This window comes from Bradyrhizobium sp. CIAT3101 (genome assembly GCF_029714945.1).
Classification (GTDB): domain Bacteria; phylum Pseudomonadota; class Alphaproteobacteria; order Rhizobiales; family Xanthobacteraceae; genus Bradyrhizobium.
This window is the reverse complement of record NZ_CP121634.1, coordinates 6,375,141-6,398,268: the sequence shown is the minus strand read 5'-3', so window position 1 is coordinate 6,398,268 and position 23,128 is coordinate 6,375,141. Positions and strand designations below refer to the sequence as shown.

The following is a 23,128-nucleotide window of genomic DNA, read 5'->3' as shown; positions in this document are numbered from 1 at the left end:
TGTTTCCTGGATGTGACGAACGGCTGTTCATTAACACGCTGTTAACGCTACCCCGCGACATATTGGCTCACTTTTAACGCTGCTGAAGCCGAGCCGATGGTCGAGGGACTTGCATTGCTGACGGACGCTGCCGAACAGGTGGCACTGTCGCGGATCCTGCGAAGTTTCAGGCCGGACCTGACGATCTGGCCGGTGTCTGATATCGCCGGGCTTCGCAAGCTCGAGCCCGCTTCGCTCCGCAAGGCCCGGCTTGTCGCCTTCGCGTCGAGCGTCATCGTGCCGGCCGACCTGCTCGCGCGCTTCGGCCATGGCGCCTACAATTTTCATCCGGGGCCGCCGAACTATCCGGGCTGGGCTCCGGCCCATTTCGCGCTCTATGACCGCGCAGATAGCTTTGGTGTGACCTTTCATGCCATGGCCGAACGGGTCGATTCCGGTGCGATCCTCGACGTCGTGTCGTTCCCGATTCCGCAGGCCTGCACCCTCATGGGGCTCGGCGAGCTCGCCTATGCGCATTTGCTGCAATTGTTCGAAGTGTGGGCGGAGCCTTTGGCGCGCGAGACGTCGCTGATGCCGCGGTGTGCGCTGTCCTGGAGCGGCCGCACCAATACGCGCCGCAGCTATCGGCAGGTCTGTGACATCCCGCTCGACATTTCCAGGGATGAGCTGTGGCGCCGCATGCGCGCCTTCGGCGGCAATCATTACGGCATCGCGCCGGCGATCAATTTGCATGGTGTCACCTTCACGGCGTCACCTCCGGAGAGCACATGACGTCACCTTCGATGGCTCTCGCAGCGCCTGCCACCGGCACGCCTGATGTTTCCGACATGCTGCGCGCCGGGCGCGAGCACTACCGGCGTGGCGAGATCAGGCACGCGATCGCCGTCTTTCAGGTCGGGCTCGCGCGTGCGGCCACGGCGTCGATCGGCGTGGCCGTCGATTGTGTGGCCGATCTTCACGCCGCTCTCGCCAATGCCTTCATGCTCTGCGACGATATCGCGTCTGCGGGAGAGCACTACAAGGCGGCCTTGCGTATCGCGCCGCATCTCGTCGCCTGCTGGTGCAATCTCGGCATCGTGCATCAGCGCCGCGGGCAGACACAGGATGCGATCGCGCTTTACCTCGAGGCGCTCCGGCGCAACCCGGGCCACCGGCCGTCGCGCACGAATCTGGTCCAGGCGCTGGTGACGACGCGGCAATTCGCGATCGCGAGGACGCTGCTGCTCGAATTGCTCGGGGAGACACCGGAGGATGCCGACCTCCGCAGCCAGCTTGGCAAGGTCTGCTTCGAGCTTGGCGAGACGGAGGAGGCCGTGGCGCAGTTCGAGCGGGCCGTGGCGCTCGCGCCCGGACAGGCGGAGAATTTCTACTGGGTCGGGGCGATCCGTCAGGCGCGGGGCGAGCAGGCCGCGGCGCAGGCTGCCTACGCCCTTGCCGCGCAGATGCATCCGATCCTGCGCAGGCCCGCCACCACATCGCCGCCGGCGTTTCGGGCGCTGGCGCTGTTTGCGCCCTTCGTCGGCAACACGCCGGTCGAATTCCTCTTCAAGGACTGCGCCTACCAGACCAGCATCCTGTCGCTGCTGCCCGGCAGCCAGCCTGATCTTGCGCTGCTCGCGCGCGAGGCTGACGTCGTGGTCAACCTCGTCTCCGACGCCGACCAGGGCGCGGAGGTGCTTCCGCTCGCCACCGCGATTGCACGCAGCCTCGGCAAGCCGATCGTCAACGATCCCGCAAAGATCCAGAACACCACGCGCGATGCGACCGCGCTGGCACTCACCGACGTCGAGGGCTGCCGGGTGCCGCGCACGATCCGCATTGCGGCCGGCGAGGAGCTTCCCGACGGCCTCGCGCTTGTCTTTCCGCTGCTGGCGCGCCAGGCCGGCATGCATGGCGGCGACGTCTTCGAGAAGCTCGAGGACGCCGCGGCGCTGGCCGCGTTCCTTGCGGCCCATGCCGACCATGACCGCTACGTCATCGATTATATCGACTATCGCTCCGCCGACGGCTTCTTTCGCAAATACCGGTTCTTGTTCATCGGCGAGGAGATCCTGCCTTATCATCTGGCGATCGGAGACGACTGGAAGCTCCATCGCGATGCCACCGACATGGGGCATCACGCCTGGATGCAGGACGAGGAGGAGCGTTTCCTGCGCGCGCCCGGGCAGGTCTTCGGTACGGCCCATTATCAGGCGTTGCGAGTCATTCGCGATCGCATCGGTCTCGACTATTTCGGCATCGATTGCGGTCTCGACCGGGACGGCGATCTCGTCGTGTTCGAGGTCAATGCCTCCATGCTGGTGCACGACCAGAATCCGGAATTTCCTTACAAGGACCCCTATATCCGCAGCATCAAGGTCGCGTTCGACGGGATGCTCGCGCGCTTTGCACGAGGGAATTGACGCCGCCGTCCGCAACGCGGTGCAGGCGCCTTAGCCCGATCGCGACGGGGACCCACCTCGCGCTCCATCCTTCCTCACAAGATGAACGGTCGGCCATTGGCCGGGCCGGCGAGCGGCCGCACGGCCTCGCCGCCCGGTGCATCGACCCGCGACCGCAACCATGATGCTGCGCGGCGGCACAATATCATATTTACGTATTTTGGGTCCCGGATTTGGCCAGTCGCCCCAGATTGGGCTATGCTGAACCTGCGTCGAGGGCGAGTATGAGGCGTCAGGAGCGAGCGTGGGACACCACCGACAGACGGGGCTGCATCCATGATCACGTTACCCAGACTGGCGGCTGAAAGCCTGGAGAAGCGGCTGGGCTCTTTCATGCGCCGTCGGTTCGGCGATGCCGCGGCAAATATGGTCGAGAGCGCCACCCGTACCACGATGGAATGCATCGGCAATAGCGACGCGCTCTATCACAATATCGAGCACACGATGCTTGTGACGTTGGCGGGGCATTGCATCCTCAGTGGCCGATATCTCCACACTCATTTGGACGCTGAGGACTATGTTCACGTCCTGATCGCATGTCTTGCTCATGACATCGGCTATGTGCGCGGCCTGTTCGAGGAGGATGACGAAGACGGCTTCCTGATCGACGCGGCCGGCACCAAGGTCTCGCTGCCGCGCGGCGCATCCGACGCCAGCCTGATGTTGTATCACGTTGACCGGTCGAAACTTTACGTAAAGAGGAGGCTGCGGCATATTCCGGGGCTCGATCCCGAACGCATTGCGCGCGCTATCGAGGGCACCCGGTTTCCAGCCCAGCAAGGCCAGGAGTATGACGCCGACGCCTCGATCCTGCGCGCCGCCGACTTCATCGGGCAGCTCGGCGATCCCAACTATCTGCGCAAGGCCAATGCACTCTATTACGAGTTCGAGGAGGTCGGCATGAACCGCCAACTCGGCTACGACTCGCCCGCCGACATCGTGAACCGCTATCCACAATTCTATTGGAATAGCGTCGCACCGCACATCCAGACCGAGATCGGCTATCTCAACCAGACCGAGATCGGCCGGCAGTGGATCGCCAATCTCTACAGCAACGTGTTCCGTGCCGAACGCGAGATCTCGCTGTCGGGGCCGCAGAAATAGCCTTTTCAGCCGGTCTGCGTGGCTGCACTGATGGTCCGGCCCTCGACGCAATCGCGCCGAACGGAGTCCAGGGTCCGCCGCAGCCAGGTTTTGATCGTGCCGACCGGCACCCCAAAGCGCTGCGCCAACATCAGCCTGCTTTCACCGTCGAGATAGGCCAGCGACAGCAATTGCCGGCGTTGATCCGGGAGCCGTTGGATCGCGCGGATCGCGATGGGTTGAGCGAGGTCGTAGTCGAATGCGTCGTCGGACTCGGAAACGTCGGGCACCGACAGGGCTTCGTCGAAATCCGCGATCGGCATTTGCTTGAGCCGCGCTGCGTCGATCGCCGTGTGGCGCATGATCGCGCACATCCAGGTGATCGGCGAGGAGCGACCTGGGTCGAAGTGAGCTGCATGCTTCCAGATCTTCAAATAGGCCTCCTGGAGGAGGTCGTCGATATCAGCGCTGGACGGCGCAATCGCGTGGGCGGTCTTGCGCAGCTTGTTGCGCGTCGCGGCAAAAAGTTCGGCGAAGGCCCGCTGGTCGTCGCGCCCGACCCGGGCGAGAAGATGGCTCAGGCGCTCGATCGTCGGATCCCGTGCCGTCAATCTGCCGCAGCTCATGTCCTCGTCCTCCAGCCTGATCTGCCAAGAGAACGACCGCGCAACGTGACTGGATCACATGAGGGCGTTCAAAGCCGCACGAAGGGGGAGATCAACCGGCCGAGCCAGCCGTGCATCTGCAAATCCCCGCTCATCGCCACGAGGCACAGGCACGGCATGTCGCTGCCGACGATCGGCTGATGATCGACCTCGCCGTCGCCGAAGTCGAAATCGCCGGGCCGATATTCGCCGCCCTGATGGCTGAAGCTGCCTTTGAGCACGAGCGTCAGCTCCGTCCCGGTGTGCGTATGCTCCAGCATGCGCGTGCCGGGTGCCGACCACAGCAGAAACGCGCGCGATTTGTCCGCGCCGGGCAGGATGATCGGCTGCATCTTGACCCCAGGCGCGACGCGCCGGCTCTTGCCGAACCGGCAACGGAGCAGGATCTCCGGGAGGTCGTCGTCAAGCAGCTCCACCGGTTGCGAGGAGGCCGCCGCCGGCGGTGACGCCGGTTCATCGATCCTGGCCAAGAGCGTTGCGAACGCGTCGTCGGCCATTGCGACCGGGGGCGCTTGCTCGAGCGCGGCACCCGCAAGCTGCTCGATCGCGGCGATGAAGCGCTGGCACCGCGGGCATCGTGCGGCATGGACGCCGATGACAAGGCGGTCGGCCTCGTCAGGCCGGCCGGCGGCAAAATCGGCCAGCAGATCTTCGGGGGGATGATGGTTGATGGTCATGTCAATCGTCCAAGAGATCTCTGAGCCGCGCCATGGCAAGCCTGATGCGAGACTTGACCGTTCCGAGCGGAAGTCCGAGCCGTTCGGCGATCTCGCCGTGCGGCTGCTCGTCGATGAACGACATCCGGATCACCGTGGATTGCTCCTCCGATAGTCGCAGCAGCGCTGCCGCCACGCGCGAGACGTCGTCGCTCCGGGTCATCATGGTCTCCGGCGATTCCGCGACGTCGGGCGTCTCATCCCGTTCTGCGCTCGCATTGGCCTTGGCCTGCCGTGCCGCTTGCCTCGCGGAATCGATGCGCAGATTGCGCGCGATCGTGAAGATCCATGCGGCCGCACCTGCGGACGCCGGATCGAACTGGGCTGCCTTCCGCCAAACCGTCAGCAGCGTATTCTGCGCGATTTCCTCCGCGGCGTCGGCGGTCATCCCGGTCTTGACCAGGAATCCCTTCACGCGCGGAGCAAAATGCTCGAACAAAAGCTTGAACGCGTCCCGATCGCCATGGGCCGCGACGCGTCCGATCAATTCAGCCCATTCCACTGTCGCCTTGGGCCTTTCGCCTATGAACCGTCGAGGCCGATCCCGCCGGGGAGCCGCCGCAAGGTGGCCGCGCCACAAGGGCCTGCTCACAGCTCGAAGACCGGCGTTCATGGAGCCTCGGTTGACATGTCGCTTCCATAACGACGGACGCGGTCATCCGGATCACCTCCAGAAGCCCTTAGTTTTAAGGGCCCTTTGTTTTAAGAGCCCCTTTGTTTTAAGGGCCCGGCTCGGCGACGACAAGCACCGGTCTCACTGGCCGTGGTTCGAACCGCCGGCTCGCATGTCCGGGGGCAGGCATGCAGGGAACGGCATTCGATAGGAGTTGGAACACCGCGCGGCGCGCGGTAATCTGTTGCCGCGAAGCGAGGGTGCAGCATGCAACAGAAATCCGTCACGACCGACATCCTCGACATCGCCTATCTCGAATACGGCGCGCCGGATGGCTGGTCCTGCATCATGGGCCACGGCTTTCCCTATGACGTGAACGCCTATGCCGAGGCCGCGCCGCTGATCGCGCAAGCCGGCGCGCGGGTGCTGGTGCCGTATCTGCGCGGCTACGGGCCGACGCGGTTTCGCTTCCCCGAGACGCTGCGCTCCGGCGAGCAGGCGGCGCTTGGCGCCGATCTGCTCGCCTTCATGGATGCGCTCGGCATCAGCCGTGCCGTCGTCGGCGGCTATGATTGGGGCGGGCGCGCGGCCTGCGTCGTCTCGGTGCTGCATCCCGAACGCGTGGTCGGGCTGGTCACGGGCAATTCCTACAACATCCAGGATATCGCTCGCTCCATGGAGCCGGCCTCGCCGCCGCAAGAAGCCGCGCTGTGGTATCAATATCTCTTCCACAACGAACGTGGCCGCCGCGCGCTGGAGCGCAATCGCCGCGGCTTTGCCCGTCAGCTCTGGGCGATGTGGTCGCCGACATGGGCCTTCGACGACGCGACCTTCGAGAAGAGCGCCGTTTCGTTCGACAATCCCGACTTTGTCGACGTCGTGATCCATTCCTATCGCCACCGCTATGCGCTGGTCGAAGGCGATCCCGCCTATGCGGCGATCGAGGCAAAGCTTGCAGAGCAGCCGCCGGTCCGCGTTCCCACGATCGCGATCGACGGCGACAGCGATGGCGTCATTTCCGGCACCGCGCACCACGCGCGCAAGTTCGAGGGCTTTTTCAAGCGGCGCGTCTTCGCCGGTGCGGGCCACAATCTGCCGCAGGAGCGGCCGGCCGAATGGGCCCAGGCCGTGATCGACGTGCGCAAGGCGGCCGCAGGATCCTGATTTTCGCGATTCCAGGAACTTTTCGCCGTCGCCGTCGTCCAATCCTGAGCTGCGCGTCAAGCTGCCAGGGAGATGACCATGACCGAGGACAAGAAGCCGAGCGGGCCCGACCTGACCAGGGGCGTGTCGCCGAGCGAGTTCAAGGACGGCAAGCTGCTCGGCCATGTCGGCGAGGACGACGTCCTGCTGGTGCAGACCGGCAGCGATGTCTTTGCGATCGAGCCGTCCTGCAGCCACTATCACGGCCCGCTCGCCGAAGGGCTGGTGGTGGGCGATACCATCCGCTGCCCCTGGCACCACGCCTGCTTCTCCATGCGCACAGGCGAGGCGACGCGGCCGCCGGCGTTGAGCGCCCTGGCGGTGTGGGAGGTGACGCGCGATCGCGACAAGATCATCGTTGCGCGCAAGCGCGAGGCGCCAAAACCGCCGTCGGCTCATCGCAGCGCACCGACAGGCGAAAAGTTCGTCATTGTCGGCGGCGGTGCGGCCGGCTTCGCGGCGGCCGAGACGCTTCGCCGCGAAGGATTTGCCGGCGCCATCACCCTGCTCAGCAGCGACGGCGCGATGCCGGTCGATCGGCCCAACCTCTCCAAGGACTATCTCGCCGGCAATGCGCCGGAGGACTGGCTGCCGCTGCGCAGCGAGGATTTTTACCAGGACGCCGGCATCGATCTCCGGCTCAACACCGATGTCTCAGCGATCGATCCGAAGACGCGCAGCTTGACGCTCGGCCATGGCGACAAGCTGCCGTTCGACCGGCTGCTGCTTGCGACCGGTGCAGAGCCCGTCAAACTCCAGATCCCCGGCGCCGACCAGCCGCATGTCCACACCTTGCGCTCGGTGGCCGACAGCCGCGCCATCATCAAGGCCGCGAGCGGCGCCAAGCGCGTGCTGGTGATCGGTGCGAGTTTCATCGGCCTCGAGGTCGCGGCGTCGCTGCGCGCGCGCAAGCTCGAGGTGCATGTGGTCGCGCCCGAGGAGCGGCCGATGCAGAAGGTGCTCGGGCCTGATATGGGCGACTTCGTTCGCGCGCTGCACGAGGAGAACGGCGTCAATTTCCACCTGAACGACACGGTCACGACGCTCGACGGCACGCGTGCGACGCTGAAGAGCGGAGCCGTGATCGATGCCGACCTTGTCGTGGTCGGCATCGGCGTCAAGCCGCGGCTTGCGCTGGCCGAGCAGGCGGGCCTTGCGATCGATCATGGCGTCAGCGTGAACGACTATCTCGAGACCAGCGCATCCGGCATCTTCGCCGCCGGCGACATCGCGCGATGGCCCGATCCGCATTCGGGGCAGAACATCCGCGTCGAGCACTGGGTGGTCGCGGAGCGGCAGGGCCAGACCGCGGCGCGCAACATGCTCGGCAAGCGCGAACGCTTCGACGCGGTGCCGTTCTTCTGGAGCCAGCATTACGACGTCCCGATCAACTATGTCGGCCATGCCGAGAGCTTCGACGACATCGCCGTCGACGGCAGTATTCCGGACAGGGACTGCCTGCTCAGGTACCGCAAGGGCGGCCGTGTGCTCGCGATTGCCTCAATTTACCGAGATCTCGACAGTCTCAAGGCCGAGCTCGAGATGGAGCGGTCGCGGCCTTGATTTGCGTCAAGGCTGGCGGCCTCCGCGGCTGCTCTGCTGGCTGTCGTCCTGGTGCCATCAGTGCTATCCTGAGATGTGCTCTGGGTCTTCACATTCAGGAGTAGCCGTCATGACAAGCGCTTCGGATACGTCTCCCAACCTCGGCCTCGGCTCGGGCCTTGCTGCGCTGCACGCCAAATGGGGCTGGATCGTCGCCCTCGGCGTCGTCTATCTCGTCACCGGCTTCATCGCGCTCGGCAGCATGGTGATGGCGACGGTGGCGAGCGTGCTCGTGGTCGGTGCGATGATGGTCGTCGCAGGGTTCACCGAGGTGATCGGCGCCTTCCAGATGAAGAGCTGGGGCAAGTTCACGCTCTGGGCCCTGCTCGGCGCGCTCTACATCGTCGCGGGCTTCCTGACCTTCGAGAACCCGTTGTTCGCAGCAGCGCTGCTGACGCTGTTCCTGGGTGCTTCGCTGCTCGCCTCCGGCGCGGTGCGGCTGTTCCTCGCTTTCAGCATGAAGCGCGAGAGCCCGTGGGTCTGGGTCGCGCTGTCCGCGATCATCACGCTGCTGCTTGGGCTGTTGATCCTGGCACGCTGGCCGGTCAACAGTGTCTACATCCTCGGCCTGTTCCTCGGCATCGATCTGATCATGGCGGGCGCCGGCTGGATCAGCCTCGGCTTCAGCATGAAGCGGCGCGGTTGATCGATCAGCAACTCGACGCAAGACCATCTTGCGGAACTCCGCTGAGCTGACGCGCTGGCAAAAGGCAGCACGCCGCGCGGTCGCCTCGCGCGGACGATGAAGCTCCGGGGAGAAACCATGAAAGCCGCTTTGGTCCTGGCCGCAGCGCTGGCTGCCGCCTGTCTGTCCGCGCCTGCCTCCGCACAGAAATCCTACGGTCCAGGGGTCACCGACACCGAGATCAAGATCGGCAACACGATGCCCTATAGCGGGCCGGCGTCGCCGCTCGGCATCACCGGGCGGGTGCTGTCGGCCTATTTCGAAGAGATCAACGAGAAGGGCGGCGTCAACGGCCGCAAGCTCAATCTGTTGTCGCTCGACGACGCCTTCTCGCCGCCGAAGACCATGGAAGCGGCGCGGCGGCTGGTCGAGGGCGACGGCGTCGCCTTCATCTTCGCGACCATGGGGACCGCGCCAAGCTCGGCGATCGCGAAATATCTCAACAGCAACAAGGTGCCGCAGCTGTTCTTGATCAGCTCGGCCTCGAAGTGGAACGATCCCGCCAACATGCCGTGGTCGATGGCGCTGCCCTGGGCGCCGAACTACACCAGCGAGGCCGCGATCGACGTGGCCTATGCCCGCGCCAAGAACCCGAATGCGCGCTTCGCCGTGCTCTACCAGAACGACGACGCCGGCAAGGAATATTTTCGCGGCGTCAAGGAAGCGCTCGGCGCTGACGCCGACAAGGCGATCGCGATGGCCTCGAGCTTCGAGGTCACCGATCCCACCGTCGATTCCCAGGTGCTGACGCTGGCCAACACCAAGGCCGACGTCTTCATGATCTACTCGGTGACGCCGCGCGCCTGCGCGCAGGCGATCCGAAAAGCGCATGAGGTCGGCTGGCAGCCGACGCGCTTCCTGGCCTCCGGCTGCGCCAACAAGGCGACCGTGATGGCGCCGGCCGGCCTCGACGCCGGCAAGGGCGTGCTGTCGCTCGGCTCGCTCAAGCCGTTCACGGCCGAGCCGAAGGACGATCCGGCGATGTCGGCCTATATCGACTTCATGAAGCGGCGCCTGCCCAATGCCGACATCAACAACGTCGCCGCGCTCTACGGCTATACGGTGGCCGAAGCGCTGGTGGTGGTGTTGAAGCAGTGCAAGGACAATCTGACGCGCGAGAACATCATGGCGCAGGCCTCGAACCTGAAGAATGTGCCACTGTCGCTGCTGCTGCCGGGGATCACGCTCAACACCACGCCGCAGGATTTCCGCCCGATCAAGGACGGCTACATGCTGCAGTTCGACGGCAATGACTGGGTGGTTGCGAGCGAGCTGCTGCGGGGGACGTGAGGCGGATCTCTCCGCGAGTCCGCACTCGTAGGGTGGGCAAAGGCGCCCTTGCGCCGTGCCCACGACCTCTCTCGATAGAAAGAAATGCGTGGGCACGCTTCGCTTTGCCCACCCTACGAGACCGACGCGCGACCAAGCGAACAGGAGACCATCATGGACTTTCAACACTCCGCCCGTTCGCTGGAGCTGCAGGAGCGCGTCGGCCGGTTCATGCGGACGCATGTCGAGCCGGTCGAGGAGCTCTATTACGAGCAGGTGAAGCCGGAAGCCGCGCGCTACAAGACGCCGCAAGTCCTGCAGGATCTGAAACGGCTGGCGCGGGAGCAGGGGCTCTGGAACCTGTTTCTGTCGGGCGAGCACGGCCAAGACTTTAACAACACCGGCCTGACCAATCTCGAATACGCGCCCGTGAAGGAGATCATGGGCCGCATCCTCTGGGCGCCCGAAGTGTTCAATTGCTCGGCGCCCGATGTCGGCAACATGGAGGTGCTCGCCAATTACGGCACCAAGGCGCAGCAGGAGCGCTGGCTGAAGCCGCTGCTGGAAGGCCGCATCCGCTCCGGTTTCTCGATGACCGAGCCGCAGGTCGCCTCCAGCGATGCCACCAACATCCAGTGTGCGATCACGCGCGACGGCGACGACTACGTCATCAACGGGCGGAAGTGGTTCACCTCGGGCGCGATGAACGAGGATTGCGAGATCCTGATCGTGATGGGCAAGACCGCGCCCGACGACCCTGATCGTCATCGCCAGCAATCCATGATCCTGGTGCCGAGAGCGACGCCCGGCGTCCGCATCATCAGGGACATGCTCACCTATGGCTATGACGACGCGCCGGTCGGCCATCCCGAGATCGTCTACGAGAATGTCCGCGTGCCCGCCGAGAACATGCTGCTCGGCGAGGGCCGCGGCTTCGAGATCGCGCAAGGCCGGCTCGGCCCCGGCCGCATCCATCATTGCATGCGGCTGATCGGCTGCGCCCAGCGTGCCCTCGAATTGATGTGCCAGCGCTCGGTCTCACGCGTTGCGTTCGGCAAGCCGCTCGCCGAGCAGGGCTCGGTGCGCGAGGACATTGCGCATTCCTTCTGCGAGATCGCGCAGGCGCGACTGCTCACGCTGCAGGCCGCCGACAAGATGGACCGCGAAGGCAACAAGGCTGCGCGTGACCTGATCGCCGCGGCCAAGATCGTGGTGCCCAGCATGGCCGCCCGCGTGATCGATCGCGCCATCCAGATCCACGGCGCCGCCGGCGTCTCGCAGGATACGTTCCTCGCGCGTGCTTACGTCTATGCGCGCTTCATCCGCATCGGTGATGGCCCGGATCAGGTGCATCTCGCCGCTGTCGGCAAGGAGCTGATCAAGCGCGGCGGCGTGATGGGGTAGCGAGGTTGGCGCCTCGTCGTCATCGCAATTTGAAGTCGAATCTCCGCTGCTTTCCGTGAGTTCGCAGTAGCTGCGTGAGCGCTGATCGTTGCGAAACAACGACATGCAGCGTGGCTGCAGTGTGGCGTCATTGCGGTTTTCGCGCGCGCTGCGCCATGCATTGATGTCGCTGACCACGTAAGACTCCGGATGTCGTGCTGCGCGATTCTTCGGAGTCATGTTGCTGACGCATTCCCTGTCTTAGACGTCGACAACGAAAACACTGTGCGGGACCGCTCTGGTTCCTGCGACGGTTCCACAGCCAGGGGTTGGCGCGAATCCGCAAAAGACTGGCGCAAGTTCAAAACGCTTCCGCGTTTGCTTGACCAGGTTCTGCGGCCTCGGGAACCGGACGATCGAAAATCAAAGGAGATGTAATGGTGTTCCGCTCGAGCGCCGCAATTTGCGGCGCCCTGGCTACGCTTGCCGTTTCTGTCAGCGTTGCTCGTAGTGAAACAGTTGGGGTTCATTCAAGTGCCGTCGTCGATGCCGCCTCGGGCAAGGGGATCGTCGGCGCAGCATCCACGTATAATCCATTCAAGCCCGGCAAGGAGGAAGGCGGTCCAAAGACAGCCTCGGGCGAGCGCTATGATCCCGAGGTCTGGACGGCTGCGATCAAGACGAGCCTTCGTCAGAAATTCGGTGGTGTCCAATTCGGTGCGAGACCGAAATTCGCGCTGGTCGAGGCCATCGGCAAGAAGGTCATCGTCAAGATCAATGACGTCGGGCCGCTCAGGCCCGGCCGCATCATCGATCTCAACGAACGGACCATGCGCCATTTCGATCCGAGCATGGAGCTCGGAGTCATTCCCGACGTGACGGTCACGCCGCTGGCCGGCGACGACTGGACTTGCGGGCCGGTTGGCTGAACGTTCGTTGATCTGGATCAACGAGGACATGCCGCGGGATGGCGCGATGCAATTGCGCCATCCCGTCCGCATCGCACCGGAGCCCCGTCATGTGGGTCCTGATGTACGTGTTTTCCTATTCGGTCAGTCCGGCCGCGACCAACGACCGGGCCGAATGGCGGCTGCTGCCGACCGTCGTGTTTCAGGAATTCTCGACCGAGGAGCGGTGCAAGGCGGCCAAGTCGACGCTCGAGGCGAGCTTGAGTCAGGCGGGAGCCAGGTTGAAGAGCGGCCTGGAAGATCTGAAGAGCCTGGGAAAGGCCGATCCAAGTCAGATCATCATCGCCTACAACGTGGAATGCCTGCCGAAATAGGCTGAACAACTTACCTGCTTGGCCCCGCGGCGAACGAGACCTGCCGTCGCCCGTAAATCTCCCAATGGACGTTTTGGCACAAACTGCACAGGTCCTTGACTCGATCATCGGTTAAGTTCGGGCATGGGCATTGAGTTGATCGTGCGTGTGGTGACCATTGCGGCCGGCGTTTTCACCGTCGTCGCCGTGTCCGCGCTCGTATTGCTCCATTGATCTATCTCAACTGGCGACCCCTGCGCGGGTATTTCCTGTCATCGGCAGGACATGCAAGCGGGGTGCAACGATGCGGCCGTGGGCTTTGCATTCGCTGGTTTGGGGCCTGACCGCCATCGGCCTGATAGCCATCGCCTCCATGATGCTCTGAGAATGATGCTCTGAGACGATGGGCCTGCGCGGCCCATTGCAGGCTGCAGCATGCCGATGGATGATGAGGCATGGCAGGTCAACATCCCATTCCCACCCTCATCGTCTTCGGCGGCCTTCCCGGCACCGGGAAGACCACGCTCTCGCGCGAACTGACGCGACGGATGGCCGCGACCTATATCCGCGTCGACGCGATCGAACAGACCCTGCGCGCGGCGGGCCGGGACGTCGGCCCGATGGGCTACGTCATCGCCAATGCACTGGCGGGAGAAAATCTGCGGCTCGGCCGCGTGGTTGTCGCGGACTGCGTCAATCCGGTGCAGGCCAGCCGTGACGGCTGGCGGCAAACGGCGATGCAGGCATCGGCGCGCATCGCCGAGATCGAAGTGATCTGCAGCGACGTGGCTCTGCACCGGCAGCGCGCGGAAGCACGCGCGTCCGACATCGCGGGCCTCAAACTGCCGAGCTGGCAGGACATCGTCGACCGGCACTATGAGTCATGGGATCGCGACCGTCTGGTGCTCGATACCGCCAATGATTCGATCGATCACCTGCTCGAACGTGCCGAGAACTATGTTCGCGACGGGATCGGGTGATCCGGCTTCACGCCCGCGCGACATTTTGTCAGCACGATCCCGTCATCATCCGTTCAAGATTCGCGGCTAGTGTTTCATTCGACGGTTGGTTCGCCGGATGTACGCGGACTGGATCGCAAGCCTCGGCCTTCGTGCCGGGGCTTTTCGTTTTTGGAGCACGAAAAAGCGCGGTCAGCCGCGCTTTCTTCGCGCTTCGTTGTAGCGGAGCGCGTCGACGATCACCTTGAACGCCGCCGAGTTCTGCCGCGAGGTCGGATAATAGATGTAGTAGCCGTCGAATTTCGGCGACCAGTCGTCGAGCACGATGACGAGCTCGCCGGACCGGACCTGCCGCGTCACCATGTCCTCGGGAAGGTAGGCGATGCCAAAGCCGTTCACGGCTGCCTCGATCATGGCGCGGGAGTCGTTGAAGGTCAGTTGCCCCTCGACCCGCACCCGGAGGTCGGGACCGTTTTTGGCGAACTCCCACACATAATGGCCACCGGCCGCCGCGCGCCGCTTGATGCAGACGTGATCGAGGAGATCCTGCGGATGCTTCGGCTTCGGATGCTGTTTCAGATAGGCAGGCGAGGCGACCGCGACCAGCCGCCAATCCGGGCCGACGCGCACGGCGATCATGTCCTTCTCGACGCTCTCGCCGAGGCGGATGCCGGCATCGAAACCGTCTTCGACGATGTTGCGAAAGGCCGTGTCGAGGCTGAACTCGACCTTGATGTCGGGATACTTTTTTAGCACCGGCGCCAGCTTCGGCCAGACCACCTTGTCCAGCGCGTGGTCCGAGAGCGTGATCCGGATGGTGCCGGACGGCGTGTCGCGCAGCGACATCAGCGCGGCGATATCGCGCTCGATCTCCTCGATGCGCGGTGCGACTGACTGCTGCAGTCGCTCGCCGGCCTCGGTCAGGCCGACGCTTCGGGTCGTGCGCGTGAGAAGCCGCAGGCCCATCTGCGATTCCAGCCGCTTGATCGTATGGCTGAGCGTCGACTGCACGACGCCCAGTTTGGCGGCGGCCTTCGTGAAGCTGCGCTCGCGGGCGACCGCCACGAAAGCCAGCAGATCGTTGAAATCCTGAGCTGCCATGGCCGTTACTATTCATGGCCTGCATCGATTAATGCAAGCAAATTATATCGGCTAATCGAACGCCGCACGGGGCTCTATGTGTTGCGATGAACGGCGCCGGGCTTGGGCGCTTACATACGGAACCCCTATGGACGTCACGACAGATCAGAAGACAGTGCAGCCGATGGCCGCATGGAGTGCGGTTTTCGCCGTGTCTCTTTGCGCCTCGACGCTCGTCGCAACCGAATGGATGCCGGTGAGCCTGCTCACGCCGATTGCGGACACTCTCCAGCTGACGGAAGGACAGGCCGGGCAAGCCATTTCCATCTCCGGCCTGTTTGCTATTCTCACCAGTCTTTTCATCTCGGCTTCGACGCGCGGGATCGATCGCCGATCGGTGCTGCTGGGGCTCACGAGTATCACGCTGGTTTCCGGCGTCGTCGTGGCCCTCGCGCCGAACTACCCTGTCTTCATGCTCGGGCGCGCCTTGGTCGGCATGGCCGTCGGCGGTTTCTGGTCGATGTCCGCCGCGACCATGATCCGCATCGTGCCCGCGAAGGACGTGCCGCGTGCACTCGCGGTTCTTAATGGAGGAAACGCGCTGGCGACGACGATTGCCGCGCCCATGGGGAGCTTCCTCGGGCAATATATCGGCTGGCGGGGTGCGTTCTTTTGCGTCGTGCCGATCGCGGCGCTGACCCTGCTTTGGCAATTCGTCACGCTACCGAAGATGCCGAGCCAGGAGCGCGCAGGCGCGGCGGCCGCCTTCAAGGTCCTGCGCCGACCGGAAGTGCCCTACGGGATGCTTGCAGCGGCGTTGTTCTTCCTCGGGCAGTTCTCGCTGTTCACCTATCTGCGGCCGTTCTTCGAAACGATCACGCGCATCGACGTCACGACCATTTCGGCGTTGCTGCTCGTGATGGGCGTGGCCGGTCTCGTCGGCACGTCGTTGATCGGGATGATCGTACGGCAACGTCTTTACACCTTGCTGGTGGTCATGCCGTTCGCAATGGCCGCGATGGCCGTCGCCCTCACGGTGTTTGGCAGTTCACTTGGCGCCACGACGGCGCTGATGTTCCTTTGGGGTTTCGTCGGCACTGCTGCACCGGTCGGCTGGTGGACCTGGCTCAGCAAGGCCTTACCGGATGACGCGGAAGCAGGCGGAGGCCTGATGGTCGCGGTGGTTCAGCTCGCGATCACGTTGGGCGCAGCAGGCGGCGGTGTGCTGTTCGACGGCAGCGGATATCGCGCCACGTTCCTGTTCAGTGCCGTCGTCCTCGTGCTCTCTTCGATCGTCATTCTGATCGGAGCGCTGCGCCGCAAGGTGAAAGCGGACTCGCAGTGCGCCGCCTGCGTGCCGGCGAGCGCCACTCCATAACGCAACTCATCAAGGAGGCAACAGATGCAGATTCGACAAGCAGGCTCCCAGGCGTCGATGCGGGCTCCGGCGGAGTATTTCACCGGCACGGTCCGTATCGATCCCCTGTTTCCGGCCACAGATCCGTCGCGTGTCGCCGGCAACCACGTCACGTTCGAGCCCGGCGCGCGCACGGCGTGGCATACGCACCCGTTCGGTCAAACCCTCATCGTCACGTCCGGCCGCGGCTGCGTGCAGCGTTGGGACGGCCCGATCGAGGATATCCGGCCAGGCGACGTGGTCTCGTTCGAGCCCGGCGAGAAGCACTGGCACGGGGCGTCACAACAGACGGCCATGAGCCATATCGCCATCCAGGAGGCGCTTAACGGCAGCCCGGTCGAATGGATGGAAAAGGTCAGCGACGAACAGTACGGCGCAGCTGCCGCCAACGGAGACCGATAATGAAAGCAACCGTCCTCCATGGGCCCGGCGATGTCCGCTATGAAACCGTCGACGATCCCAGGATCATTCACCCGACCGACGCCATCATCAAGCTGTCGGCCACCTGCATCTGCGGTTCCGACCTCTGGCCCTATCGCGGGCTACAGCCGAAGGAAGGCCCCGCTCATATGGGGCATGAATATTGCGGCGTTGTGATCGAGGTCGGCAGCGCCGTGCGGACCATCAGGCCCGGCCAGTTCGTCGTCGGCTCGTTTTGCCTTTCGGACAACACCTGCCCGCATTGCAAATTCGGTTTCCAGTCGTCGTGTGAGCAGCGGGAGTTCATGTCGGGCGCGCAGGCTCCCTACGCGCGCGTTGCGCTCGCCGATGGCACGCTGGTTGCGACCAGCGAGATGCCGGGACGCGATCTCGTCCCGCATCTGCTCGCGACCTCCGACGTGCTCGGGACCGGCTGGTACGCGGCAGACGCTGCGAACGTAAAGCAAGGCTCGGTGGTCGCGGTGGTCGGCGACGGTGCTGTCGGCCTCATGGGTGTGCTTGCAGCGAAAGAGATGGGCGCGGAGCGCATCATCGCCATGAGTCGCCACAAGACGCGGCAGGATCTGGCCCGGGAGTTCGGCGCCACCGATATCGTCGTCGAGCGTGGCGCCGAAGGCATCGCGCGCGTCAAGGAGCTGACCGGGGGCATCGGCGCCGACTCGGTGCTCGAATGCGTCGGTACGCAGGAAGCCATGTCACAGGCCATCGAGTGCACGCGTCCGGGTGGCACGATCGGCTATGTCGGCGTTCCCCATGGCGTGACCTTCGATGGCCAGGCGCTATTCTTCGGGCAGCGGCGCATGCTGGGCGGTCCCGCTCCGGTGCGGCGGTTCCTGCCCGATCTCATGGAGCGGGTGCTCAATGGACGAATTCAGCCGGGCAAGGTGTTCGATCTCACGCTGCCGATCGATCAGGTCGCCGAAGGCTACAAGGCCATGGACGAGCGCCGCGCGATCAAGACGATGCTGACGGTGTGACGGTGGGGCAGGGCGCCTGAGCGACGAGATTCAGCCCGGCGGAATTTCGTCGAGCGGCCAGATGGGACGGCGGACTTTTCGGTAGGACAGCTTGCTGTGATCGTTGGTGGCAAGGCCGCCGCTGTCGGCCAGGATCACCTCCTTGGCCATAGGCCCGAAGGCAGCCCGGAAGTGGTGCGCAGACTTGACTGCGACGATCCGGAATTGAGCCGGTTCTGCGCCGAGAATTCGGAACATTTCCTGATCGTAGGTCTGCAGCGTGTTGGTCGAGATCGCGATCGAGATGCCGTTGACCTCGAGCAAGGCCGCGGGCCCAAGCGTCATGGGCTGACCGGCATTCATCGGCCCCTCGCAGACGAAGGCGCCGTCCGACAGGCCGGTCACCCGCCCCGTGAGCGTGAGCGGAGGTCCGTAGCTGGCGGGATGCCGCTTGGCGCCGACAACGACATCCAGGCTGGCCCCAAGTCCAGCGGAATGGCAGCGCGCCGCGGCTTCGGGATCGCCGAGGACGCCGAACAGCACGCTTCGGATGTCAGCTTGCAGCAGCGCCTCCAGCAGGCGGACACCGTCGCCGTAGGCGCCCGAGCCCGGGTTGTCGCTGAAATCGCCGATCACGAGGGGGCGGGTATCCGCAACATCAGCCGCGGCTGCGGCGGCAAGCCTCATTGCGGTCGGCAAGTCCAGCGGTGTGACGGTGACCTCGGCGCGCCGGCGGATCATCTCGTCCTGGAGCGCGGTTGCGGCCTGCCGCGCGGCCGCTTCGGCGGCGTTGTGGGAGGCATCATAGGTGACCTGAACGCTGGGGCCGACCTCGGCAATATCAGCGCGGCTGAAGCCGGCGCAGACATCGACGGACAAAAGGCCGGGCGTTTGCGCCTGCATGTCCGCGGCGCGCACCAGCAGGTCGCTCATCACCCCGCCCTGGGTCCGCCCGTGATTGCATCCGTCGAGCAGCGGTCCCTGCAGGCGGAACACTTTCGGGCGGGTCGCGCCGTCCATCGCCGATTGCAGCAGTTCAGCGGCGCGAAACGCCGTCTCATATTGGTCGATGTGCGGGTAGGTGCGGTAGGGCAGCATGATGCTGGCCAGCCGGCCCATGCGTTCAGTGACGTTGGCATGCAGATCGAGCGTCACCGCAATCGGGATTTTTTCGCCGAGACGCTTGCGCAATCCTTCGAGCAGCGCCCCCTCGGCGTCGTCGTCGGTCTCGGTCACCATTGCGCCGTGCAATGCGAGGATGACGCCGTCGAACGGCCCCGTTTCGCAGGCATCAAAGACCAGGCGCTGCAATTCGGCCCAGCACTCGGCCGTCACCTTTCCGGATGGGGTGGCCGCGGCGGCGACCGGCTGCACCAGGGTCCAGCCGTAACGTCTGGCTGCGGCCAGATGCGCGGCGATCTCCATCCTGGTGTCGGCCAGCGCGGCGGCGATCTCGGCATCACGCAGAAACAGCCGCTTGCGATAATCCTCGAGCGTCGTCGGAACGATCGAGAAAGTGTTGGTCTCGTGGGCGACCTGTGCCGAGAGAACGCGCCGCGTCTGACTCATGGAATTTCCCTTTTTTGGTCTTGCTTCATCCAATCCGGCGAAAGCTCAGCCGCGTCGGCACGCATCGATCTCCTGCCTGCCGCGATGCATCCTCGCCACGCCCTGCGCCATATGCAATAGGCTAGTGCAATAGGCTTGCCGCTATCGGTCGTGGCTCTGCAGGCTCCCGATCAGCCGCCCAACCAGCTCGTCGATCTTGCCCAGCGCCGTTGGCGGATCGAGGAACTCGATATCGTCCACGTTCCAGTATTCGACGCGATGGGAAACGTCGGCAAAGCGACGCTCGATCATCGGCCGATGCTCGGCGTCCTTCAGCGCGACCACAAGCTTCGCCTCCGCGAAGTCGGCGACGGTGCAAAGCACCGGACCGCGCGCAGCGCCTCCCGGCGCGATGCCTTTGGCCTGCAAGGCGTTCAACGTGTAGGGCGACATCGGCCCCACGTTTTCAGGGAAGAGCTTGTCGGCGACGCCGCGCGAGAAGGCATGCCAACCCAGCCCTTCGCGCCCGGCCTGATGGTTGAACAGCTCTTCGGCGTAGCGGCTTCGATAGTAGTTGCCCGTGCAGAGAAACAGCACGCGATTGGTCTTGTTCATTCGAGCCGTGATTCCATCAACGATCTGCCCCATGCCAGCTGGCGGTCATGTGGTCCTGCAAGAACAAGCTAGCACGGATCCGCGCCGAGTGACACGTAGCTCTTTGAGCCCTCAACAGCGCAGCCTCGTAACGACCTGCGGCAGTGACGCCAGCAGCAGCACGACGCAGACGCAAAACAGCACAATGTCCTTGAACAGGAACTCGCCTGCCAGATTCCAGGCCATGGGGTCGGTCGAGATGCTCCATGTCACGACGCCAGGCGTGGTGAAAAAGAACGACCACGTGACGGCGAAAGTGACCACGCCCATCAATGATCCCAGCGCCGAGAGGATCGGGCTGAATGCACCGGCAGCCAGCAAGGCCGCAATCACGAGTTCGGTGACGCCGAGAAAGTAGGCTTCGCCTCGCAATCCGAAGATCGATAGCCACGAGACAAACGGGCTGTTGCTGATGAATTGCGCGATGCCTTGGGCCGACTGCGGCGTGAACTTCTGCATGCCGAACGACACGAAGATCACGACCATGACCCAGCGCAGGATCGCCAGCGGTCGATACGACCCAGCCCCGTCCTCTGCGATATGGAAGTTTGTTCTTGCTAGCTCTGTCATTTCACCGCCTTTGATGATGCATTCATTGCTGGCGGTACGGTCGCGCTCCCGGGCTCGTTACGTGCGCTGCGCGCGTTTCAGTTCACGATTGTGTGCGTGCAGCCCTGGCGAAAATTGTCGTGGAGCGCGGGAATAATTGATCTCGAAACGTAATAATGGCCGTTTGCCCCCGAACTCTCTCCTGGGCTCGAATTCAATACGGAGAACGACAATGCTTGGTGAGGTGATCGTGATCGGAGATCTCAAGCTGCGAGACGGCGCGTCGGGGGATGCGTACGATCGCCTCGGTGAGCGCATGTATGAGATCGTGAGCGGCCTTCCGGGATTTCAGTCCGTGAAATCATTCAAGGCGGATGACGGGGAGGAAATCACCGTGTTTCGCTTCGCCTCGGAACAGGCGCTCGAAGGCTGGCGGACCCATCCCGAACATATCGAAGCCATGAAGCGAGGTCATGCCGAATTCTACGCCAGTGGATTTTTGCAGATCTGCCGAGTCATCCGCGAAGTTGGCCCGTTCGAGCACGGGTGATGCGGCCGGGGCCGTGCCGGACGGTGTCTGCGGTAGGCGTGTTCAGTCGTCGCCTGAGGTTCGGGGGCACCCATGATGACATCATGCCGGTGTTTTGCCCGACGTGTCAAATTGATTTCGTAAAATCAGTAGTCGTGTGGCGTGGGGCTTGCCGCGCCTACTGTGCATCGGGTTGTTTTCGCGTTTTTGGTTTGAGCGGCCTGCCCGGAGCCGGCAGACGCCCGCGATCACCCGGCCTTGGCGATGCGGCTGTCCGAGCGCAGGTTCTGGAAGAATTTTTCCACCTCGCGCGACAGCGTGTCCGCCGTCGAGGTCAGGCTGCTCGCCGCCGTCAGCACCGAGGTCGCCGCCGTGTCGGTCTCGCCGATGGCGTCGCGCAGCGAGGTGATGTTGGCGACCAGCGTCTCGTTGCCCTGTGCTGCCGATTGCGCGTTGGAGGAGATCTCGCGCGTCGCCGCATCCTGCTGGCCGACGGCGCCGGCAATCGCCGATGTCACCTCGTTGATCTCGCGCACCGCGCCGCCGATCTCGCGGACGGCGTCGACCGCGTTGCGGGTGGAGGACTGGATCATCGCGACGTTCTCGCTGATGTCGGCGGTCGCTTTCGCGGTCTGACCGGCCAGTGCCTTCACTTCATGCGCAACGACGGCAAAGCCGCGGCCGGCATCGCCGGCGCGGGCGGCCTCGATGGTGGCGTTGAGCGCCAGCAGGTTGGTCTGCTCGGCGATCGTCTGGATGAGGGTCAGCACGCCGTCGATGCGCTGCGTGGCTGCGGCGAGGCTTTCGATCTCGGCGATCGATTTTTCGGTGCGCTGGCCGGTCTGCTCGACGGCGCTTGCGGACTGCCGCACCTGGCGGCCGATCTCTTCCACCGACGCCGACAGTTCCTCGGCTGCACCCGCCACCGCGGTGACGTTGTTCGAAGCCTGCTCGGTGGCGCTGGCCGCCGTGCCGGCGCGGCTGTTGGCATCCGCAGTGACGCGGGTGATGGTCTGCGCGGTCTCGCGCATGACGGAGGCGTTGTCGCTCAGCCCGCGCATGATCGCGCCGATCGCCTCGCGGAACGCGTCGACGGACTGCTCGATGTGGCGCGCGCGCTCTTCGCGTGCGGCGGAATCCCGCGAGACCTGCGAGGCGAGGTTGCGGTTGCGGCCCATCGCGTCCTGGAACACCTCGATGGCGCGGGCGAGCGCGCCGATCTCGTCGGCGCGGCCGGAGTGCGGCACCACGACGTTCTCGGCGCCGTCGGCAACCTGCTTGATGGTCGCGGTGATCGCGGCGAGCGGCCGCGCGATCGAGCGGGCGATGATGATGATGCCGATCACGACCAGCGCCAGCGCGACGCCGCCGAGGCAGGTCAGCACGAAGGACAGCGTGCGGTTGGTCTCGGTCTCGCGTGCGATCTGCCTGGCGCGCTCGGCATAGACCTTGGAGAGCGCCTCGAGATCCTTGTTCAGCGCGGAGCGCACGGCGCGGTTGGCGTCGTTGTCGCCCCATTCGCGGCCCGCGGCCGCATTGATCTCGACGCCGCGGCGCACGAGCTCCTTGCGGAAGTCGACGAACTGCTCGATGCGCTTCTTGAAAGTGGCGAACTGCTCGGAATCGTCAGCCTTGACGATGGTCTCCCAGCCTTTCACCACATTGAGGATCTGCTCGTTGAACTTGAGCAGGCCCTCGCCGTATTTCTTCACCACCGCCGGCTCGCTCGACATGTAGACGCCGCGCGACTCCATCACGACCGCATAGACCAGCGAGTTGACGCGCTCGACGTTCAGCGCCGCCGCATTGGCCGTCTCGATCGCGCTGGTCAGCTCGGCGCTGCGGCGGCTGTTGTAGTCGGACAGCATCGCGATCGCCGCGGTGAGCAGGGCGAACAACGCGAAGATCGCGTAGAGCTTGGTCGCCAGCGAGAAGCGGCCGGCCAGGCCGGCGGCATTCCCAGATCGGTCTGATGTCATGGTGCAGGGGCCCGAATGGCCGGGAGTGGCCGGACGCGCGATCGTCAAAAATGATGCAAAACTATGCAGAATGAAGATGGACGCGGCGTTAACGC

The 23,128-nt window shown here is 64.3% G+C and carries 23 protein-coding genes; 15 read left to right on the top strand and 8 right to left on the bottom strand.

The window, feature by feature from the left end; translation table 11 throughout:
* The first annotated feature begins 96 nt into the window (after positions 1-96).
* The 3 genes from QA645_RS30175 to QA645_RS30165 all read left to right on the top strand — a co-directional run bounded on the left by QA645_RS30175 (position 97) and on the right by QA645_RS30165 (position 3,545).
* Positions 97-771 carry a formyltransferase family protein gene (locus QA645_RS30175; RefSeq protein WP_283044992.1) on the top strand — a complete coding sequence of 225 codons (675 nt, stop codon included), beginning with the start codon at positions 97-99 and terminating at the stop codon, positions 769-771.
* On the top strand, positions 768-2,402 hold the full coding sequence (locus QA645_RS30170; RefSeq protein ID WP_283044991.1) for a tetratricopeptide repeat protein: 1,635 nt from the start codon (positions 768-770) through the stop codon (positions 2,400-2,402). The genes QA645_RS30175 and QA645_RS30170 overlap by 4 nt, the downstream gene beginning before the upstream one ends.
* A 315-nt stretch (positions 2,403-2,717) precedes the next feature.
* Entirely contained in the window at positions 2,718-3,545 is an 828-nt protein-coding gene (locus tag QA645_RS30165) for an HD domain-containing protein (RefSeq protein WP_283044990.1), read from the top strand.
* Positions 3,546-3,550: 5 nt separating this feature from the next.
* Here QA645_RS30165 and QA645_RS30160 read toward each other — a convergent pair whose 3' ends face one another.
* From QA645_RS30160 to QA645_RS30150, 3 genes are all read right to left on the bottom strand, one after another.
* Complete coding sequence (locus QA645_RS30160) at positions 3,551-4,150, bottom strand: sigma-70 family RNA polymerase sigma factor (RefSeq protein WP_283044989.1); 600 nt, start codon at positions 4,148-4,150, stop codon at positions 3,551-3,553.
* A 68-nt stretch (positions 4,151-4,218) separates the two neighbouring features.
* Positions 4,219-4,866: a ChrR family anti-sigma-E factor gene (locus QA645_RS30155; RefSeq protein ID WP_283044988.1), complete on the bottom strand. Its 648-nt coding sequence runs from the start codon at positions 4,864-4,866 to the stop codon at positions 4,219-4,221.
* A 1-nt stretch (position 4,867) separates the two neighbouring features.
* Complete coding sequence (locus QA645_RS30150; protein ID WP_283044987.1) at positions 4,868-5,407, bottom strand: sigma-70 family RNA polymerase sigma factor; 540 nt, start codon at positions 5,405-5,407, stop codon at positions 4,868-4,870.
* A gap of 378 nt (positions 5,408-5,785) precedes the next feature.
* Here QA645_RS30150 and QA645_RS30145 point away from each other — a divergent pair, with 378 nt between their 5' ends.
* The 8 genes from QA645_RS30145 (at position 5,786) to QA645_RS30110 (ending at position 13,901) form a co-directional block, all read left to right on the top strand.
* Positions 5,786-6,682: an alpha/beta hydrolase gene (locus QA645_RS30145; protein ID WP_283044986.1), complete on the top strand. Its 897-nt coding sequence runs from the start codon at positions 5,786-5,788 to the stop codon at positions 6,680-6,682.
* Between the two features lie 78 nt (positions 6,683-6,760).
* Positions 6,761-8,284 carry an FAD-dependent oxidoreductase gene (locus tag QA645_RS30140; RefSeq protein ID WP_283044985.1) on the top strand — a complete coding sequence of 508 codons (1,524 nt, stop codon included), beginning with the start codon at positions 6,761-6,763 and terminating at the stop codon, positions 8,282-8,284.
* Between the two features lie 109 nt (positions 8,285-8,393).
* A complete protein-coding gene (locus QA645_RS30135) occupies positions 8,394-8,969 on the top strand; it encodes an HdeD family acid-resistance protein (protein ID WP_254130080.1) in 576 nt (191 codons plus the stop codon).
* Between the two features lie 117 nt (positions 8,970-9,086).
* Entirely contained in the window at positions 9,087-10,298 is a 1,212-nt protein-coding gene (locus QA645_RS30130) for an ABC transporter substrate-binding protein (RefSeq protein ID WP_283044984.1), read from the top strand.
* Between the two features lie 153 nt (positions 10,299-10,451).
* Positions 10,452-11,681, top strand: coding sequence for an acyl-CoA dehydrogenase family protein (locus tag QA645_RS30125; RefSeq protein WP_283044983.1), 1,230 nt, complete (start codon positions 10,452-10,454; stop codon positions 11,679-11,681).
* 416 nt (positions 11,682-12,097) lie between these two features.
* Positions 12,098-12,589, top strand: coding sequence for a septal ring lytic transglycosylase RlpA family protein (locus tag QA645_RS30120; RefSeq protein WP_283044982.1), 492 nt, complete (start codon positions 12,098-12,100; stop codon positions 12,587-12,589).
* Positions 12,590-12,678: 89 nt separating this feature from the next.
* Positions 12,679-12,942 (top strand): hypothetical protein, encoded by a 264-nt coding sequence (locus tag QA645_RS30115; RefSeq protein WP_283044981.1) that lies wholly within the window; start codon positions 12,679-12,681, stop codon positions 12,940-12,942.
* A 434-nt stretch (positions 12,943-13,376) separates the two neighbouring features.
* Positions 13,377-13,901, top strand: coding sequence for an AAA family ATPase (locus QA645_RS30110; RefSeq protein WP_283044980.1), 525 nt, complete (start codon positions 13,377-13,379; stop codon positions 13,899-13,901).
* 171 nt (positions 13,902-14,072) lie between these two features.
* On the opposite strand, the gene QA645_RS30105 is transcribed toward QA645_RS30110, so the two are convergent.
* Positions 14,073-14,981, bottom strand: coding sequence for a LysR family transcriptional regulator (locus tag QA645_RS30105; RefSeq protein WP_283044979.1), 909 nt, complete (start codon positions 14,979-14,981; stop codon positions 14,073-14,075).
* 127 nt (positions 14,982-15,108) lie between these two features.
* Between QA645_RS30105 and QA645_RS30100 the strand changes: the two genes are divergently transcribed.
* From QA645_RS30100 to QA645_RS30090, 3 genes are read left to right on the top strand one after another with little or no spacing between them, the layout of a single operon-like run.
* Positions 15,109-16,338 (top strand): MFS transporter, encoded by a 1,230-nt coding sequence (locus QA645_RS30100; RefSeq protein WP_283044978.1) that lies wholly within the window; start codon positions 15,109-15,111, stop codon positions 16,336-16,338.
* Between the two features lie 24 nt (positions 16,339-16,362).
* A complete protein-coding gene (locus QA645_RS30095; RefSeq protein ID WP_283044977.1) occupies positions 16,363-16,779 on the top strand; it encodes a cupin domain-containing protein in 417 nt (138 codons plus the stop codon).
* Complete coding sequence (locus tag QA645_RS30090) at positions 16,779-17,795, top strand: zinc-dependent alcohol dehydrogenase family protein (RefSeq protein ID WP_283044976.1); 1,017 nt, start codon at positions 16,779-16,781, stop codon at positions 17,793-17,795. The genes QA645_RS30095 and QA645_RS30090 overlap by 1 nt, the downstream gene beginning before the upstream one ends.
* 30 nt (positions 17,796-17,825) lie before the next feature.
* Here the strand turns inward: QA645_RS30090 and QA645_RS30085 are convergent, their stop codons facing one another.
* The 3 genes from QA645_RS30085 to QA645_RS30075 all read right to left on the bottom strand — a co-directional run bounded on the left by QA645_RS30085 (position 17,826) and on the right by QA645_RS30075 (position 20,546).
* Positions 17,826-19,343 carry a M81 family metallopeptidase gene (locus QA645_RS30085; protein ID WP_283044975.1) on the bottom strand — a complete coding sequence of 506 codons (1,518 nt, stop codon included), beginning with the start codon at positions 19,341-19,343 and terminating at the stop codon, positions 17,826-17,828.
* A 141-nt stretch (positions 19,344-19,484) separates the two neighbouring features.
* Positions 19,485-19,937 carry a low molecular weight phosphatase family protein gene (locus QA645_RS30080; protein WP_283044974.1) on the bottom strand — a complete coding sequence of 151 codons (453 nt, stop codon included), beginning with the start codon at positions 19,935-19,937 and terminating at the stop codon, positions 19,485-19,487.
* 111 nt (positions 19,938-20,048) lie between these two features.
* Complete coding sequence (locus tag QA645_RS30075; protein WP_283044973.1) at positions 20,049-20,546, bottom strand: DUF417 family protein; 498 nt, start codon at positions 20,544-20,546, stop codon at positions 20,049-20,051.
* A 211-nt stretch (positions 20,547-20,757) separates the two neighbouring features.
* On the opposite strand from QA645_RS30075, the gene QA645_RS30070 reads away from it, so the two are divergent.
* Positions 20,758-21,075 carry an antibiotic biosynthesis monooxygenase gene (locus QA645_RS30070; RefSeq protein ID WP_256568469.1) on the top strand — a complete coding sequence of 106 codons (318 nt, stop codon included), beginning with the start codon at positions 20,758-20,760 and terminating at the stop codon, positions 21,073-21,075.
* 227 nt (positions 21,076-21,302) lie between these two features.
* On the opposite strand, the gene QA645_RS30065 is transcribed toward QA645_RS30070, so the two are convergent.
* Positions 21,303-23,033, bottom strand: a complete 1,731-nt coding sequence (locus tag QA645_RS30065) for a methyl-accepting chemotaxis protein (protein ID WP_283044972.1) — start codon at positions 23,031-23,033, stop codon at positions 21,303-21,305.
* Positions 23,034-23,128: the final 95 nt, after the last annotated feature.

What these genes read in the sequence shown, in the direction of transcription:
- QA645_RS30175 (WP_283044992.1), top strand. Translation starts at nt 97, where the DNA reads ATGGTCGAGGGACTTGCATTGCTGACGGACGCTGCCGAACAGGTGGCA.
- QA645_RS30170 (WP_283044991.1), top strand. Translation starts at nt 768, where the DNA reads ATGACGTCACCTTCGATGGCTCTCGCAGCGCCTGCCACCGGCACGCCT.
- QA645_RS30165 (WP_283044990.1), top strand. Translation starts at nt 2,718, where the DNA reads ATGATCACGTTACCCAGACTGGCGGCTGAAAGCCTGGAGAAGCGGCTG.
- QA645_RS30160 (WP_283044989.1), bottom strand. Translation starts at nt 4,150, where the DNA reads ATGAGCTGCGGCAGATTGACGGCACGGGATCCGACGATCGAGCGCCTG.
- QA645_RS30155 (WP_283044988.1), bottom strand. Translation starts at nt 4,866, where the DNA reads ATGACCATCAACCATCATCCCCCCGAAGATCTGCTGGCCGATTTTGCC.
- QA645_RS30145 (WP_283044986.1), top strand. Translation starts at nt 5,786, where the DNA reads ATGCAACAGAAATCCGTCACGACCGACATCCTCGACATCGCCTATCTC.
- QA645_RS30140 (WP_283044985.1), top strand. Translation starts at nt 6,761, where the DNA reads ATGACCGAGGACAAGAAGCCGAGCGGGCCCGACCTGACCAGGGGCGTG.
- QA645_RS30135 (WP_254130080.1), top strand. Translation starts at nt 8,394, where the DNA reads ATGACAAGCGCTTCGGATACGTCTCCCAACCTCGGCCTCGGCTCGGGC.
- QA645_RS30130 (WP_283044984.1), top strand. Translation starts at nt 9,087, where the DNA reads ATGAAAGCCGCTTTGGTCCTGGCCGCAGCGCTGGCTGCCGCCTGTCTG.
- QA645_RS30125 (WP_283044983.1), top strand. Translation starts at nt 10,452, where the DNA reads ATGGACTTTCAACACTCCGCCCGTTCGCTGGAGCTGCAGGAGCGCGTC.
- QA645_RS30120 (WP_283044982.1), top strand. Translation starts at nt 12,098, where the DNA reads ATGGTGTTCCGCTCGAGCGCCGCAATTTGCGGCGCCCTGGCTACGCTT.
- QA645_RS30115 (WP_283044981.1), top strand. Translation starts at nt 12,679, where the DNA reads ATGTGGGTCCTGATGTACGTGTTTTCCTATTCGGTCAGTCCGGCCGCG.
- QA645_RS30110 (WP_283044980.1), top strand. Translation starts at nt 13,377, where the DNA reads ATGGCAGGTCAACATCCCATTCCCACCCTCATCGTCTTCGGCGGCCTT.
- QA645_RS30105 (WP_283044979.1), bottom strand. Translation starts at nt 14,981, where the DNA reads ATGGCAGCTCAGGATTTCAACGATCTGCTGGCTTTCGTGGCGGTCGCC.
- QA645_RS30100 (WP_283044978.1), top strand. Translation starts at nt 15,109, where the DNA reads ATGGACGTCACGACAGATCAGAAGACAGTGCAGCCGATGGCCGCATGG.
- QA645_RS30095 (WP_283044977.1), top strand. Translation starts at nt 16,363, where the DNA reads ATGCAGATTCGACAAGCAGGCTCCCAGGCGTCGATGCGGGCTCCGGCG.
- QA645_RS30090 (WP_283044976.1), top strand. Translation starts at nt 16,779, where the DNA reads ATGAAAGCAACCGTCCTCCATGGGCCCGGCGATGTCCGCTATGAAACC.
- QA645_RS30085 (WP_283044975.1), bottom strand. Translation starts at nt 19,343, where the DNA reads ATGAGTCAGACGCGGCGCGTTCTCTCGGCACAGGTCGCCCACGAGACC.
- QA645_RS30080 (WP_283044974.1), bottom strand. Translation starts at nt 19,937, where the DNA reads ATGAACAAGACCAATCGCGTGCTGTTTCTCTGCACGGGCAACTACTAT.
- QA645_RS30075 (WP_283044973.1), bottom strand. Translation starts at nt 20,546, where the DNA reads ATGACAGAGCTAGCAAGAACAAACTTCCATATCGCAGAGGACGGGGCT.
- QA645_RS30070 (WP_256568469.1), top strand. Translation starts at nt 20,758, where the DNA reads ATGCTTGGTGAGGTGATCGTGATCGGAGATCTCAAGCTGCGAGACGGC.
- QA645_RS30065 (WP_283044972.1), bottom strand. Translation starts at nt 23,033, where the DNA reads ATGACATCAGACCGATCTGGGAATGCCGCCGGCCTGGCCGGCCGCTTC.